General features: G+C 57.5%; 14 protein-coding genes and 1 tRNA gene. 6 read left to right on the top strand and 9 right to left on the bottom strand.

Translation table 11 applies throughout. From position 1 onward, the window contains the following. Positions 1–186 precede the first annotated feature (186 nt). From VHE58_02790 to VHE58_02780, 3 genes are all read left to right on the top strand, one after another. Positions 187–1,572, top strand: a complete 1,386-nt coding sequence (locus VHE58_02790; GenBank protein ID HVS26214.1) for a porin — start codon at positions 187–189, stop codon at positions 1,570–1,572. A 148-nt stretch (positions 1,573–1,720) separates the two neighbouring features. After that, positions 1,721–3,034, top strand: coding sequence for an oxalate/formate MFS antiporter (gene oxlT, locus VHE58_02785; protein ID HVS26213.1), 1,314 nt, complete (start codon positions 1,721–1,723; stop codon positions 3,032–3,034). Between the two features lie 252 nt (positions 3,035–3,286). Next, on the top strand, positions 3,287–4,063 hold the full coding sequence (locus tag VHE58_02780; GenBank protein ID HVS26212.1) for a sulfite exporter TauE/SafE family protein: 777 nt from the start codon (positions 3,287–3,289) through the stop codon (positions 4,061–4,063). Here the strand turns inward: VHE58_02780 and VHE58_02775 are convergent. Further along, the gene (locus VHE58_02775; GenBank protein ID HVS26211.1) at positions 4,051–4,668 is read right to left on the bottom strand and encodes a Crp/Fnr family transcriptional regulator; all 618 of its coding nucleotides are present in this window, start codon (positions 4,666–4,668) and stop codon (positions 4,051–4,053) included. The genes VHE58_02780 and VHE58_02775 overlap by 13 nt on opposite strands. Positions 4,669–4,938: 270 nt before the next feature. On the opposite strand from VHE58_02775, the gene VHE58_02770 reads away from it, so the two are divergent. The 3 genes from VHE58_02770 (at position 4,939) to VHE58_02760 (ending at position 9,057) form a co-directional block, all read left to right on the top strand. After that, positions 4,939–6,639, top strand: coding sequence for a thiamine pyrophosphate-binding protein (locus tag VHE58_02770; GenBank protein HVS26210.1), 1,701 nt, complete (start codon positions 4,939–4,941; stop codon positions 6,637–6,639). A 136-nt stretch (positions 6,640–6,775) separates the two neighbouring features. After that, entirely contained in the window at positions 6,776–8,035 is a 1,260-nt protein-coding gene (frc, locus tag VHE58_02765) for a formyl-CoA transferase (GenBank protein ID HVS26209.1), read from the top strand. 89 nt (positions 8,036–8,124) lie between these two features. After that, the gene (locus VHE58_02760; GenBank protein HVS26208.1) at positions 8,125–9,057 is read left to right on the top strand and encodes a methionyl-tRNA formyltransferase; all 933 of its coding nucleotides are present in this window, start codon (positions 8,125–8,127) and stop codon (positions 9,055–9,057) included. A 65-nt stretch (positions 9,058–9,122) separates the two neighbouring features. Here VHE58_02760 and VHE58_02755 read toward each other — a convergent pair whose 3' ends face one another. The 8 genes from VHE58_02755 to VHE58_02720 form a co-directional block, all read right to left on the bottom strand. Then, the gene (locus VHE58_02755) at positions 9,123–10,127 is read right to left on the bottom strand and encodes a 2-dehydropantoate 2-reductase (protein ID HVS26207.1); all 1,005 of its coding nucleotides are present in this window, start codon (positions 10,125–10,127) and stop codon (positions 9,123–9,125) included. Between the two features lie 20 nt (positions 10,128–10,147). Beyond that, positions 10,148–10,921, bottom strand: coding sequence for a fumarylacetoacetate hydrolase family protein (locus tag VHE58_02750; protein ID HVS26206.1), 774 nt, complete (start codon positions 10,919–10,921; stop codon positions 10,148–10,150). Between the two features lie 455 nt (positions 10,922–11,376). After that, a tRNA-Lys gene (locus VHE58_02745) sits at positions 11,377–11,452 on the bottom strand. Positions 11,453–11,490: 38 nt separating this feature from the next. Beyond that, positions 11,491–13,245, bottom strand: coding sequence for a bifunctional isocitrate dehydrogenase kinase/phosphatase (aceK, locus tag VHE58_02740; protein ID HVS26205.1), 1,755 nt, complete (start codon positions 13,243–13,245; stop codon positions 11,491–11,493). Positions 13,246–13,255: 10 nt separating this feature from the next. Continuing rightward, the gene (locus VHE58_02735) at positions 13,256–13,750 is read right to left on the bottom strand and encodes a disulfide bond formation protein B (protein ID HVS26204.1); all 495 of its coding nucleotides are present in this window, start codon (positions 13,748–13,750) and stop codon (positions 13,256–13,258) included. A 234-nt stretch (positions 13,751–13,984) separates the two neighbouring features. Then, a complete protein-coding gene (locus tag VHE58_02730) occupies positions 13,985–14,332 on the bottom strand; it encodes an SWIB/MDM2 domain-containing protein (protein ID HVS26203.1) in 348 nt (115 codons plus the stop codon). Positions 14,333–14,473: 141 nt separating this feature from the next. Continuing rightward, entirely contained in the window at positions 14,474–15,031 is a 558-nt protein-coding gene (gene msrA, locus VHE58_02725) for a peptide-methionine (S)-S-oxide reductase MsrA (GenBank protein ID HVS26202.1), read from the bottom strand. Next, on the bottom strand, positions 15,031–15,218 hold a 188-nt coding region (locus tag VHE58_02720), incomplete at its 5' end, for a hypothetical protein (GenBank protein ID HVS26201.1). The genes VHE58_02720 and msrA, both read right to left, overlap by 1 nt.

The raw sequence follows: 15,218 nt of genomic DNA, 5'->3' as shown, positions 1-15,218 counted from the left end.
ACGTTGAACTGCTAACCAACATTTAACGCATACAGTACCAACTCTTGATTCCCACAATACCCCGTCAACATAATGCCCCTTGAAGGGGGAATTAAGCAAGTTTCAATTAAACAAGCTCGAAACCGTTCCCAGACGCAAGATGGCGTGGATTGAAGATGATTCCACTATTACTCTAAGGAGAGAATAATGAACAAGAGAAAAGTAGCTGTCAAAGGAGTTGTCCTTGCAGTTGCCGGAGTTTTTGCTGCTCCGTTACCCGTTTTCGCAGCCGAGACCGAGGCAGTTTGGGCTGAAACAATGGTGCAGCTCTATGGCCACCTCGATATGTCCATAGACACGGCTACTAAGGGCATTTCGGGAAGAGTTAAGCAGAATGGGGACCCCGCTCAGGGCAGGTTGAGTTGGCAGCCTGATATTTCGAGCAACCTTTCTTACTTCGGGCTACGTGCCAGCCATAACCTCTTCAGCACTGATTTAAAAGCGGTGTTCCAGATTGAGGGCGCGGTCGACGTGTCCGCGACCCCCGGCACGAGGCTGACGAATGCTTCCGGCACCGACAACAATGTGAATGGTGCGCTCGCATCGCGCAACAGTTTCCTGGGTCTCGCGGGAGGCTTCGGTGCCATCAAGGTCGGCAAGACCGACACACCTTACAAACTGTCCACCGCACGCATGGATCCGTTCTCCGCCTCGGTGGGCGACTACAACAGCATCATGGGCAACACCGGCGGCGACAACCGCGCCGAATTTGACCTCCGGCTCTCTCACTCAGCTTGGTATGAATCGCCGAATTGGAGCGGCTTCTCCTTCAGCGCACTGTATTCTCCCGGACAGAACAGGTCGCCCGATAACCTCGGCGCCGCGAGCGGTGAACCCAGCTGCACCGGGGGAAACCTTCCCCTATGCAATGACGGCGCGTTCGACAACGCCTACAGTCTGGCAGGCGTATACCAATCCCCTGAACTTCCGCTGTACGTGATCGTGGCGTACGAACTGCACAAACGCGTCAACCGTACCACCGATGAGGCGGCAAACGGGGGGGATTCCCCGGATGGCTCTATCGGTATCTTCGATGAACATGCCTATAAGTTCGGCGTACAGTACAAATTTCCTACCAAGACTACCGTCAATGTTATCTACGAGAGGATGATCCGCAATTCCCCCGACCCGAACTTCAACGAACGGGACCGCCACGGCTGGTGGCTGGCATTGACCCAGAGGATCAATGACAAAGACGATGTTAGCTTCGGCTGGGGCCATGCTTCAAGGACACCGGGCGATCCCGGCACCAATCGGTTGGACGGCACGCACGCCACAGGTCCGGTTGACAATTGGGCCAACATGTACACCATCATGTACAAGCACAATTTTGACAACCGAACCACCTGGTATGCCGTCTATGCGCGTCAGGTCAATAGTAATGGCGCCCACTATGACCTCGGCGCCAGCGGTCATGGTATTACCACGGATTGCCATGACGGGGGCGCGAGCGCGACACCGGGGACAGGGGGGTCCTGTTTTACCGGAGCAACCGTGCAAGCCTTTTCGGTAGGTATGAGCTATAACTTCTGATACCTCAATATATATATGACGGAATAATAAAACCCGGTCGGGCCAAGCGGTAACGAGTTGGACCGTCCCGTTGCCATTGGAGTGTTGACTCGCACAAACATGATCACGAGCTGGTTAGGCTAACCTGATAAAAATGAAGGTACCACAAATGAATCCACAGACGACGTTTGGCACCAAGCCGGCTTCCTATAGATGGTTGCAACTCATCTTGGGCATCATCTGCATGGTGATGATCGCTAATCTGCAATACGGCTGGACTTTATTCGTCCTCCCGATTTCTGAAAAGTACGGCTGGACCAGAGCCGCAATCCAGGTGGCCTTCACGATTTTCGTGCTGACCGAAACCTGGCTGGTCCCAATCGAGGGATATTTGGTTGATGTCTATGGTCCGCGTCTAGTGGTCCTTGTAGGCGGCATTTTATGTGGCATTGGATGGACCCTGAATTCTTTCGCCACGTCGCTCACAGCGCTTTACGTTGCCGCGGCTATTAGCGGGATCGGTGCTGGCGCCGTCTATGGCACTTGTGTCGGCAACGCGCTGAAGTGGTTCGCCGATCGGCGCGGCCTAGCGGCGGGGCTTACTGCGGCGGGATTCGGCATGGGCTCGGCGCTTACCATCATACCCATTTCCGCGATCATTAAAACGATGGGATATGAGGCGGCTTTCCTCTACTTCGGCGTTGCTCAGGGCGCGATCGTGGTCCTGATGTCTTTGGGGTTAACAGCTCCACAGCATGTAGCTAGCCCCGAGCTCGCGAAAAAAGCGGTGACTCCTTCTCCCTCTCCACAGGTGCCGCAGACGCAGCGCAATTACCGGCCGCTGGAGCTTCTGCGCCAGCCTGTGTTCTGGGTCTTGTACTTCATGTTCGTGATGGTAGCGGCCGGCGGCCTGATGGCAACGGCACAGTTGGCTCCGATCGCCAAGGACTTCAAAATTGCCGGCATTCCCGTGAGCCTTTTGGGCCTCACTCTGCCGGCGCTCACATTCGCGCTATCGATTGACCGCATCTTGAACGGCCTGACGCGCCCGTTCTTTGGCTGGGTCTCCGACCAGATCGGGCGGGAAATGACCATGCTGATTGCCTTCGGCTTGGAAGCAATAGGCATCTTTGCGCTATACGTATACGGCCAGGATCCCGTCGCCTTCGTGCTCCTGTCCGGGCTGGTGTTTTTTGCTTGGGGCGAGATTTACAGTTTATTCCCTTCCACCTGCACGGATACTTTTGGGACCAAATTTGCGGCGGCAAACGCGGGGATGCTCTACACCGCGAAGGGTACGGCTTCGCTGCTGGTCCCCTTTTCGAGCATACTTACTGCAGCGACTGGCAACTGGCACGCAGTGTTCATCGTTGCCAGTATCATGAACGCCATCGCCGCATTGATGGCTTGGTTCGTATTGCGGCCGATACGGAGCGCCCACATAGAAGCCGATGCGCAGCGAGTAGCTGCTCAACCGGCCTAGCGGGCGGGTTGAGGGCCGCTCAGTCGGAGCGTTATTATTAAGATAACGCTGGTTTCGGGCCATACGCGGAGCTCCAAGAAAGGCAGGGTCAGCGCCCTGCCTTTTTGTTTAGTGGACGCGCTCTTACTTGGCGGCGAGTCTTCTACTGACCCGGTGCAGGAAACTATCCGCCTTGAGTGAACAAATGCCCCTTAGCCTTTTTTGGCTAAGGGCGATAAACAGTACCGGAAATTTTGCTTAGTTCTTAAATCCATGCCCCAACTCGATGCCTTTCTTGCATCGCCATCGTTTGTTTTCGTGCTGATCGTCATCATCATCGCAGCGCTCGCCCATGGCACCCTGGGCTTTGGTTTCCCGGTGATTTCCACACCGATGATCGCAATGATGACGGACATCAAAACCGCGATCCTCACCACCCTGTTTCCGAATATCTTGATCAATCTGGTGAGCATCGTGAGGGGGGGAAACTGGCGCTTGAGCATAGGTAAGCATTGGCCGGTCGCAGTTTACGTGCTGATAGGAGCCATTGTCGGCACGCGAGTTCTCATCGCCACCGATCCCGAACCGTTGAAGCTGCTGCTCGCTTTAATGATCGTGGTGTATCTCCAGCAAGCCCGTTTCCGCAAGCTCGACTGGTCGTGGCTTAAGCGCCATCCGCGCGCCTCCGCACCGCTATTTGGCTTGCTCGCAGGGTTCCTATCGGGAACGGTAAATGTGGCCGTGCCGCCGTTGATCATTTACTTCATGGCTCTGGGCTTGGGGCCCCTCGCGATGACGCAGATCCTCAACCTCTGCTTCCTGGTCGGCAAGTCCACCCAAGCGGTGACCTTCGGGATCTCCGGCCAGATCGGCCTTACTACTCTTATCGCTACCGCACCTCTGACGATCATTTCGGTCGCGGCGCTGCTGTTCGGCATGCGCATCCAAAGCCGCATCCATCCCGAGGTGTACCACGGGCTGCTAAGAAAGGTGTTGTGGGTGATGGCGCTGATATTGGCGGTACAGGTCGGGTGGCATTATCTGAGTTGAATTTTCCCGGCGTGCTGTAACCGGCTCAACGTCTCCGCGGAAAGATTGAGGTACGAGGCGAGTTCCTTCTTCGGCACACGATCGGAAAGCTCAGGATGTTTACGCAAGAAGCGGTGCACCCGGCCAGTGGCGTCGAGCAGGTGGAGCGTGATGGTATGCGCCATTATTTCACTCATGTGGTGCATGACTTCGTACTCGAACGCTTGCTTGATGTCCACGTGTCGGTCCATGAACTCAGCCCATTGCGGGAGCGGCATCTTAGCTACACGCGCCTTGGTGACGGCCATGATGCTGTACGGCGCGGGTGTCTTGAGCCGCCATGCGGCGTAGCTCGTTTCCATGTTGCGCTCATCGGCGAAGCGCAGGATCATCTGCTTGCCCTGCTGATTCGCCACCACCCGCTTCAGTATCCCGTCGAGAATAAAGTACTGCTCCATCTCAAAATCCCCCTGATGCAGCAAGCATTCCCTCTTTTGGCAATCTACCACGACCAGATGGGGTTCCAGCTCGGCCATCTCGTCCGCGGTCATCCGCTTCAGCACGACGTTTTGCTTGAGCTGAACGCGGATGATGTCTCTTTCGGGGTGATTTGCTACCAGAGCCATAGATGACGTTTATGCGACAGAAACCGCGTGCGGGCCGGGACGTGGACGAAAATTGACATGGGTCAAGGATATAGCCGCCACGACTGTCTATGATACGGCTTAAATACTGGATTGTTAAGGTTTCCCCGTGTTCTGGCCACGGGATGCGGGCACTAGATATTCCAGGCGATTTGAGTTTACTGCTTTCATTATAAAAATTATGAACTGTGCTTGTGCTGGAATGACGTGCACTTTTGCCGGCACTAATTATTGGAGAATGGAGTAACAATCATGGGAACCATCACTGAAAAACCTGTAACCCAACCCGTAACAGAAGCCGTGCCGCAGTTAATCAGCGGTGGGCAGATCGTTGCCAAGATGCTGAAGCAGGAAAGGGTGAAGCACATCTTCACCATTTCCGGCGGCCACATCATCGATATCTATAACGGCTGTCTCGACGAGGGCATTCAAATCATCGACGTGCGTCATGAACAAGTGGCGGCCCATGCGGCCGACGCGGTAGCGCGCATCACCGGCGGCATCGGCTGCGCAGTGGTGACCGCCGGGCCCGGCACCACCGACGCCGTCACTGGCGTGGCCAATGCGTTTCGCGCCGAGAGCCCGATGCTACTGTTGGGCGGGGGCGGCCCCCTCAAGCAGTACAAGATGGGGGCATTGCAGGACCTCCCTCACGTGCCGATGATGACGCCAATCAGCAAATTCGCCTCGATGGTGATGACCACCGAGCGCTGCGCAGAGATGATGTCGCAGGCGATCCGCGAAATGTTCAACGGTGCGCCGGGGCCGGGTTATCTGGAGTTTCCCCACGACGTGATTGACGGCAAGGTGGATGCTTCTAAGGTGCGCATCCCGAAGAACTTCCGCGTCAAGGGCGAGTTCTTGGGCGACCCCAACGAGATCGCTAAGGCTGCTCAAGCGATCGCCAGGGCGGAGCGTCCGGTGGCGCTGTTCGGCACGCAAGCACGCGCCTGCCGCGCGCACGACGCGATGGACCGCTTCGCGCGTCAATTCAACATCCCGATCTACGTCAACGGCGCGGCGCGCGGGTCGCTGCCGAGGAACCATCCGTATAACTTCATGCCGTCGCGCAAGACCGCGTTTGACAACGCCGACCTCATCTTCCTCGCCGGCACGCCGCTTGACTTCCGCATGGGCTACGGTCGGCGTCTCAACCCGAAGGCGACGATCATTATCCTCGACATGGATTACCGCAATGTCGGCTACAACCGCGATTTCGACATCGGCCTGGTTGGCAATGTGCGCGCGATCCTCAATGCCATGGGCGAGGCCTCGAAAGGCGATACGGCGCGCAAGCACGATCCGTTCATCAAGATGCTGCGCGAGGATGAGGAAAAGACCAATGGCAAGAACGACGCCATCATCAAGGCGGGCGCCGTGCCGATTCATCCGGTGCGGCTGTGCCACGAAATCAACGAGTTTCTGCTGGAAGACACGGTTTACATCGGCGACGGCGGCGACATCGTGACGTTCTCGGGCTCGATCGTAAAGCCGCACAAGCCCGGCGGCTGGATGGACCCGGGCCCCCTGGGCACTCTTGGTGTGGGCACTGGGTTTGCGCTGGCTTCCAAGCTGACCCAGCCCGGGCGTGACGTAGTAGTACTGTTCGGCGACGGATCGTTCGGGCTCACCGGCTTTGACTTCGAGACCATGGTCCGCAACAAGCTGCCTTTCGTCGGCGTCATCGGCAACAACTCCTCCTGGAACCAGATTCGTTACGGCCAGGAAAGAAAATTTCCGGGACGCGGAGACGTGGGCAATGTGCTCGCGGACGTGCGCTTCGATAAGTTTGCCGAGGCGATGGGCGGCTTCGGCATCCGCGTCACCCAACCCGAGGAGATACGACCGGCGCTGGAGAAGGCGCGCGATTCCGACAGACCCGCCCTCGTAGACGTGGTGATCGACCGCGAAGTGTACTCGAGCGGGACGATGAACCAGACCATGTACAAATAGTTCAGGACTTACTCAGTCCGGGCCTGGTTGATTTTCGCTTGCCGGGGCAAGGCGTTCATCGCCTTGTTCATTTATAATCCGCATTTATTCGCATAAACTCGCGGCGGCAAGACTTTGATTTTTCTGAGGAGACAAAATGGATAAAGCACTGTCGGGCATTCGCATTCTCGACATGTCGCACGTGCAGGCGGGGCCGACCGCCTCGCAGCTGATGGCCTGGCTCGGTGCGGACGTAATCAAATTCGAGCCGCCGACAGGCGATACCACACGCGGCCAGCTGCGCGACGTCCCCAACGCTGACAGCCTCTACTTCACCATGCTCAATTGCAACAAGCGTTCGATCACCGTGAACATGAAGAACCCGGCGGGGAAGGAGGTCTTCATCGAGCTGCTGAAGAAGTGCGACGTGGTGATGGAGAACTTCGGTCCTGGCGTGATCGACCGGCTGGGTTTCCCGTGGGAGAAGGTGCACGAGATCAACCCGCGCATCGTGATGGCCTCGATCAAGGGCTTTGGCTCGAGCGGTCCCTACGCCGACTTCAAGGCCTACGAGAACGTGGCTCAGGCGATGGGCGGGGCGATGAGCACCACCGGCGCGCCCGAGGGCCCGCCGTTCGTGGCCGGAGCCCAGATCGGCGACACGGGGACCGGCCTCCACCTCGTGATCGGCATCCTCGCCGCGCTCCACCAGCGCAACAAGACAGGCCAGGGACAGTACGTCGAGGTCGCGATGATGGACGGGGTGATGAACTTGTGCCGCGTTAAGTTCCGCGACCACCAGCGCCTCACGCGTGGCTCGCTTTCCGAGTACTCGGTGCCGACCAGCGGGCTCAAGGCGGTGCCGCGCGCGGGTAACGATTCCGGCGGCGGCCAGCTCGGCAACGTCATCAAGTGCAAGCCGGGAGGCCCCAACGATTACATCTATGTTGTGGTGCAGGAAGCGGTGTGGGATGCACTCGGCACCAAGATCGGCGGCGAAGCACTGGCCAAGGACCCGAAATTCGCCACCATCGGCGAGCGTCGCAAGCACCAAGGCAAGATGTGGGCGCTGATTGAAAAGTTCGCATCCCACTACACCAAGCGCGAGTTCATGGCGATCCTCAACGAGCTCGAAGTGCCCTGCGGTCCGGTCATGAGCACCGAGGACCTTGCCAACGACGAGCACGTCAAGCTGCGCGACATGTACGTCGAACTCGACCACCCGCAGCGCGGCACCTGGTACAACATCGGCATGCCGATCAAGCTATCCGACTCCCCGGCCGAAATCAAGCGCTCGCCGCTACTGGGCGAGCACACCGCGGAAATCCTCAAGGAAGTGCTGGGCTACGACGACGTCAGGATCGCCGGCCTGAAGAGCGCCGGCGCGTTCTCGGCGCCTCCGAAGAAAGCCGCTTGAGCGCCCGGCATACTCGGCTGCTAAGCTTGCGCGCGTTAGAACGGGCTGAATAGCCGTTCAACGCGCCCTTTCACATCGCGGAGTGACTCATGCGAATCGCAATAATCGGACAGCAAGATTTTGGTAAAGCCATTCTGGAAGCATTCCTTGCGCGCGGCGACGAAATCGCCGCGGTGTTCTGCACCCCCGAGAAAGAAGGTGCCCGGCCCGACGCGCTGCGCGTCGCGGCGCAGGAAAGAGGCCTAAAGGTTCATCAGTTCAAGTCGCTGCGCGCGCCTGAGGCAACGCAGGCGATGAAGGACGCCAACGCCGAGATCGGCATCATGGCCTTCGTGCTGCAGTTCGCGCCGCAGGATTTCGTCAACATTCCCAAGCACGGCACCATCCAGTACCACCCGTCGCTGCTGCCCAAGTTCCGCGGGCCGTCGTCGATCAACTGGTCGATCATCAAGGGCGAGACCGAGACCGGCCTGACCATCTTCCGCCCTAACGACGGCCTCGACGAAGGCGCAGTGGTCCTGCAGAAAAAAACACCGATCAGCCCCGAGGACACGCTGGGCAGCGTCTATTTCGACCGCCTCTTCCCGATGGGTGTGGCTGCCATGCTCGATGCCACCGACCTGGTCGTCGCCGGCAGACACAAGGAAATCGTCCAGGACGAGAACAAAGCCAGTTACGAAGGCTGGTGCCGCGAAGCCGAGGCTAGGATCAACTGGAACAATCACGTCGATTTCATCCACAACGTCATCCGCGGCTGCGATCCCGCGCCCGGGGCATGGACCACTTTGAACGGCCAGAAGCTGCAGCTGTTCGGCTCGAAAAAGCACCTGGTTCGGACTTTCGGCGCGGTGAAGGGCAAGATCGGCGAAGTCTCCGAGATTGACCCGGACAGCATCTGCATCACCGCCCAAGGCGGCCGGATCGAAGTCTTCAAGCTAAAGCTGGGGGGTGGCAAGAAAATGCCCGCCGTTGAATTTGTGCACGAAGCGGGCTTGAGTGTGGGTACGCTGCTCGGCAGTTAGCCTCTTAGACTGTGCCTAAAATCTGAGGACGGGCCCGTTGCGATTGTAACCCCCATCACCATTTCCTATATTATTTTGCGCCCAAAACCGCGCTCCTCGGCCAGGGTCTTGGCGAGCAGCTTGGTGAGCGCGTACACGGTGTCGATATGCGGCGTCGGCGTATGGGTGAGACGGCCCAGTTCCATTACCGAGCCCACCAGCGCTTCAATTTCGGGCTCTCGTCCCGCCTCGAAATCCTGCAGCATGGAAGTTTTGTGCTTGCCCACCTTCTCCGCGCCGGCGATGCGCTTCTCGAGCGGAACGCGGAAAGTGACGCCGAGCTTACTGGCGATAGTCTGCGCCTCGGTCATCATCGCCGCTGCCAGCTCGCGCGTAAGCGGATACTGGCAAATATCGACCAGGGTAGAATGAGCTAACACGCTGATCGGATTGAAGGTCAGGTTGCCCCAGAGCTTGAGCCATATCTCGGCGCGAATATTGTCCAGCACCGGCGCCTTGAAGCCCGCCTTGGTGAAACACTCGGAAACCCGCGTGACGCGCTCGCTGGTGGAGCCATCCAACTCGCCCACGGGGAAGCGATCGCCCTCGACATGCTTCACCACGCCGGGCGCGACCAGTATGGACGCCGGATAGACCACACAGCCGATGACGCGCTGCGCCGGGATCTTTTCGCTGATGAGCCCGGTCGGGTCCACGCTCTTCAAGCTGCTGCCTTCCAGCTCGCCCCCGTGTTTATGGAAGTACCAGTAGGGGATGCCATTCTGCATGGTAACGACCACGGTATCCGGACCGAACAGCTTGGGCACGTCGTTGACGACGGCTTCCAGCTGGTGTGCCTTCACGGCGAGGATCACCACGTCCTGCGGGCTCGCCTCATCGTAGTTGTTGGTGGCCTTGACGTTGCGAGCCACGTGTTCCGTGCCGTCACTCATGATGAGCTTCATGCCGTTCTTGCGAATGGCGTCCAGGTTCGCGCCACGCACAATGAACGTGACGTCTTCGCCGGCCAGCGACAGTTTCACGCCCACATAGCCACCGATAGCGCCTGCGCCAATAACCGCTGTCTTCATCGAAAGATTCCTCGAAAGAACTACTCGAAGGTATTGATTAATTTACCAATGCCGGTAATTTCGATTTCGATGGTGCTGCCGGACTTCATAGAGCCGGAGCCGATCGATGTGCCGCAGGTGATGATGTCACCGGGGTACAGGGTCAGGTCCTGGGAGATCAGGCTGACCAATTGCGCGACCGAGAAGATCATATCGCCGATGGGGTAATTCTGTCTCTCCTGCCCGTCCAGGATGCTCTTCACGACCAACGTCGCGGGGTCCAAACCGGTCGCCACCACCGGCCCCATGGGGCAGAAAGTATCGAAGCCTTTGGCGCGGACCCATTGGGCGAAAGCGGGATTGCGATTGACGATGTCGAAAATCCCCACGTCGTTAACACAAGTGTAACCGAAGACGTAGTTCATCGCATCGGATTCTGTCACTTCCTTGCAGGTCTTGCCGATGACTACGCCCAGCTCGCCCTCGAACCCCACCTTGCCCTCGCAGGACTTCGGCTTGCGGATGGTTTCGAACGGATTCAGGTACGAATTCGGCGTTTTGAGAAAATAGTGCGGCTCCGCGGGAATCGCCAGGTTGAGCTTCTCCGCGCCAGCGTGGAAGTTGTTCCACAGGGCGATGACCTTGCTTGGCCGCGATGGAGTAAGCAATCGTACGGCGCTTAAGGGGACACAGGCGCCGCTTGGCGCAGGTTTGTCGAACATGTCGCCGCCATATACGCGGATGCTGCCTTCGTCTTGCAGCACGCCGAAACCCTCAACATCCAGCTCATCCTTGAACCTGACCCAAAGCGCCACAGTGTTCCTCCAGAGTGCCCCTGCGTGTCAAAAGTGTTACAAAAGCGAACAGGCGCGCAAGCTGCCGGCTTTGCTTTGATAACATTATTGCGTAGCAGTCGCCGGCCGAGTTCCGCAACGTCGCACAAGTCCGCAACAGCCGCAGCACTGCATGAAAAGCTTTGCAGGCAAAGATGTTTTTCCAGGTATTCAGCATCAAAAGCCGGAATCGCCGCACATGCTTGGCGAGCCGGAAACGCGTGACCTCGTTGCATCACCGCAAGGCTAAAGAATATTTAGCACGCAAAAATAATACCTAGTGCCCGAAATCCTGCGGACAGCGGTGTGATTTCCCGGGTCGGACCTCAAGTCGCAAAAGGATTACACCCATAACAAATGAGGGCTATCCTGGTGCAAAATCTGCCGATGCGCCGCAACGCAGGTTATGCGACCTGAAGCATTGTCTGAATCGTAGTTGGTAGGCCACCGGGGACTTGAACCCCGAACCAACGGATTAAGAGTCCGCTGCTCTACCAGTTGAGCTAGTGACCTCTCAGGTTTGACACCACTAATTCTACTACGGCCCGCTCTCAACGGAACATATTGCAAAAGCGCAAAGATGCCGGATAGGGAAACACATCCTCCACCTGCCCCGCCATAATGTGCTGCTGAATCGCCTTCCAGTATTCCGGGTCGAGCAGATCTTTGTGGTAGTGGTAGAAGTGCTTTTTCACCCGCGGGTCGGTGAGCAGAAAATTCTCGAATTCTTCCGGGAAAATGTCGTGGGTCCCGACTGAATACCAGGGTTCGGCGGAAAGTTCGTCTTCCTCGGTGCGTGCTTGCGGCATCTTGCGGAAATTGCAATTGGTGAGATACTCAATCTCGTCGTAGTCGTAGAACACCACTCGTTTGTAGCGCGTCAGCCCGAAGTTCTTGTAGAGAAGGTCGCCTGGAAAAATGTTGGCCGTGGCAAGCTGCTTGATCGCGTTGCCGTACTCGAAAAGCGCATGGCGGATCTCCTCGTCATTCGCCTTTCCCAGATACATATTGAGTGGGTGCAACCGGCGCTCGATGTAAAGGTGCTTGATGAAGAGCGTATCGCCCTCCTCTTCGAGTTGGGACGGGATTTCCCTGCGTACCTCTTTGAGCAATTCCGGGGTAAAGCGGTCCTTCGGAAAGGCGACATCGGAATACTCCAGCGTGTCGGCCATGCGCCCCACACGGTCGTGGTATTTGACGAGCTGGTATCTCTCTTTCACAGTCTGCCGGTCAACTTCCTTGGACGGTGGAAATACGTCCTTGATGACCTTGAACACATACGGAAAAGAAGGCAGAGTGAACACCAGCATCACCAGGCCTTTGATGCCGGGCGCGATGACGAAATCGTCGCTGGAATGCTTGAGGTGGTGCAGGAAGTCGCGGTAGAAAAGGTTCTTGCCGTGCTTTTGCCATCCCAGCAGGGTGTAAAGCTCCCACTTGGGCTTGCTCGGCAGCATGCTGCTCAGGAACTGCACGTAGACCGAAGGCACTTCGACATCGGCCATGAAATAGGCGCGGCTTGAGCTGAATAGGATGTTGAGGTGGTCCTGCTTCAACAGGATCGTATCCAGATAAAGCTTGCCGGTATTGTCGTAAAGAATCGGCACGGCAAACGGATGCTCGTTGTTGCCGTTGATGAACTTGCCGACGATGTAGGCGCCCTTGTTGCGGTAAAGCAGCGAGCTCAACACCTGGATTTGATGGTTGGCCTCAAGATACAGCGGTCGCTGGAAGTGCTGGCGGCATGCCTTGAGCACATAGCGCATATCGCGAGGCAAATCGGCAAACAGCGGCTTCAGGTCATAGTCACGGATGAGTTGGATCAGCGCATCGCGCAAGCCCGCCTTGCCGGGGTAATAATAACGGTAAGACGGCGGATCCGATTCGATGTCGTCGGTTGAGACCGCCGGCCGCACAAAAATGAAGTTGTTGTGGAAATAGGTGCGATGCAGGATTTTGCAGGACACCGAATTAAAATAGGTTTCCGCGAGCTCCGGCTGCTTGTGATAGGTAAGCAAGCCGATATAATGCAGCTTGATTTGCCTCCAGGCGGTGTCGACCAGTGAGCCCGCGCCGAATTCTTTTTCCAGCCGTTCGACCCCTTCCACCACCCGTTTATCGTAAAACTGGATTCTTTCCTTTGAGGCTTGCTGCACCGCCGCCCAGTCCTGGTTTTCGAAGCGCTCCTTGGCGGCCCGGCTGGTTTCGCGGAAGATGCGGTAGTGCTTGTTGAAGCCTTCCAAAATCGCCTGCGCGATGGCGTAAGCGGCCTGATTCTGTCCGAGTTCGCGGAATGACTGCTGCATGGGCATGAATTCACTGTTCCGGGCGCAGGCCGCGGAAAAGCACGGCCAGGCCCGCCAGCACGAACAGGATAAACCACAGGAGCGCCCATCCCGGAATAGAAAGTCCGAGAAAGCTCCACGCGATTTTCCCGCAGTCGCCCGAACCCTTGAAAATCATGGGCAGCGCCTTGGACAAGGGAAAAGCATCGAGCAGATATTCCAGGTCCGGCCCGCAGGCGACGCTTTTTGCCGGCGGGAAACTCTGCAGCCACACATGCCGTCCCGCAACGCCGGCGCCCAGGCCCGCGCAAAGAGAAAGCGTCACGGCATAGACTGCCTTGCCGATTCCGTGAGGATTATGAATAGCCGCAACCAGCGCCGTGAGACCGGCCGCGATAAAGGCCAGGCGCTGCAAGATGCACAACGGGCAAGGCTCGAGGTGCTCCACGTGCTGCAGGTAGAGCCCAAAAGCCAGCAGGCCCAGGCACGCCAGGAAAACGGCGAGGAAAATCAGGCGGACTTTCATAGAGAAAGCGATTGTATCAGTGCTCAAACCGGCTCGCCATTACCGGTCGTTGGCACCCGGGTGACGGCCCGAGTCCGCGAAAGAGGCTTCGCAGCAATTTTCACCGGGCAAAAGAAACCGGCACTGCCCTTAGAGGCAGTGCCGGCTGCTTTTCTGCCGGCACGCATTGAGCGGGCGCACTCTTTCGCCGGGCAGGGGTCCCGCCCGGCTTCCGCCACCCGCCCGCCGCGCCTGCTATCTCAGATGTTTGCTGACCAGCTTGGTCATTTCAAACATGGAAACTTGCCGCTTGCCGCCAAAAACATCGCGCAGCTTGTCGTCGGCATTGATCATGCGCCTGTTCATGCTGTCTTGTAGGCCGTTTCGCTTGATGTAGCCCCACAGTTTCTTGGTGACTTCGGTGCGCGGCATGGCGCTGGATCCCACCACAGCGGCGAGCGAGGCGGTGGGTGTCATTGGCTTCATGAACGCGGGATTAGGCTTGCGCTTGGCCCCGCTCTTCTTCTTGGCTGCGCGCGGAGCGGCTTTTCTCTTCATTACTGATTTCTTAGCAGTCTTCTTGCCCTTTTTCTTCATTGCCATAGTTTTATTCCCTCTCTTAAAAGATGTGAAAATCAATGTTCAGGCTTCCCTTGCCTCCAGCTACAGCAAAGTGCGAGGAAAGCATGCCTATAGTAAGGGTGGTTTGTCAACCATTTTTGGGCGAAACCGGCAAAACACCACTCAGGCTTTTTTAAGCTTGCCCAGAAAATGCTTGCGGAATTTGGCCACCTTCGGCTCCACCACGAACATGCAGTAGGGCTGAACCGGGTTGCGCTGGAAATATTCCTGGTGGTAATTCTCCGCCGGATAGAAAGTCTGGGCCGGCGCCACCTCGGTGACGATGGGCGAACTCCAAATATGCGCGCCGTTCAGGCTCTTAATCACTTCTTCCGCCGCCGTTTTTTGCTCGAGCGTGTGGTAAAAAATCGCCGAGCGGTATGGTGTGCCCACATCGTTGCCCTGGCGGTTAAGCGTCGTGGGGTCATGAATCACGAAAAACACCTCGAGGATTTCCCTGAAGGAAACCGTGGAGGGGTCGAAACGGATTTGCACTACTTCGGTGTGCCCCGTCCTGCCGCTGCAGACCTGTTCATAGGTGGGATTGGCCGTGGTGCCGCCCATGTAGCCGGATTCCACCGATTTGACGCCTTTGAGTTCGTCGTAGACCGCTTCCAGGCACCAAAAGCATCCTCCGGCCAGAGCGGCAATTTCACTGCTTGCGTGGTTTTCCTGTTGCATCATGGCTGCTTTTGATTGGGACTTAACAGGGTGTTGAAGAACTCCACGGGGCCGCGGCGTCGGCTTTCCGGGATGGGATGCGCGAAGCGAGCCGCGTCGAATAGCCGTTGCCTATTCGCAAGGCGAGCGACAAAGCAGACCGCCCGGAAAGCCACGCCCCAGCCGGGTTTGCACGAAAAATGCCCAT

Source organism: Burkholderiales bacterium, assembly GCA_035543335.1.
Classification (GTDB): domain Bacteria; phylum Pseudomonadota; class Gammaproteobacteria; order Burkholderiales; family JAHFRG01; genus JAHFRG01.
The sequence above is the reverse complement of the archived record's forward strand: the minus strand, read 5'-3'. Positions and strand labels throughout refer to the sequence as shown.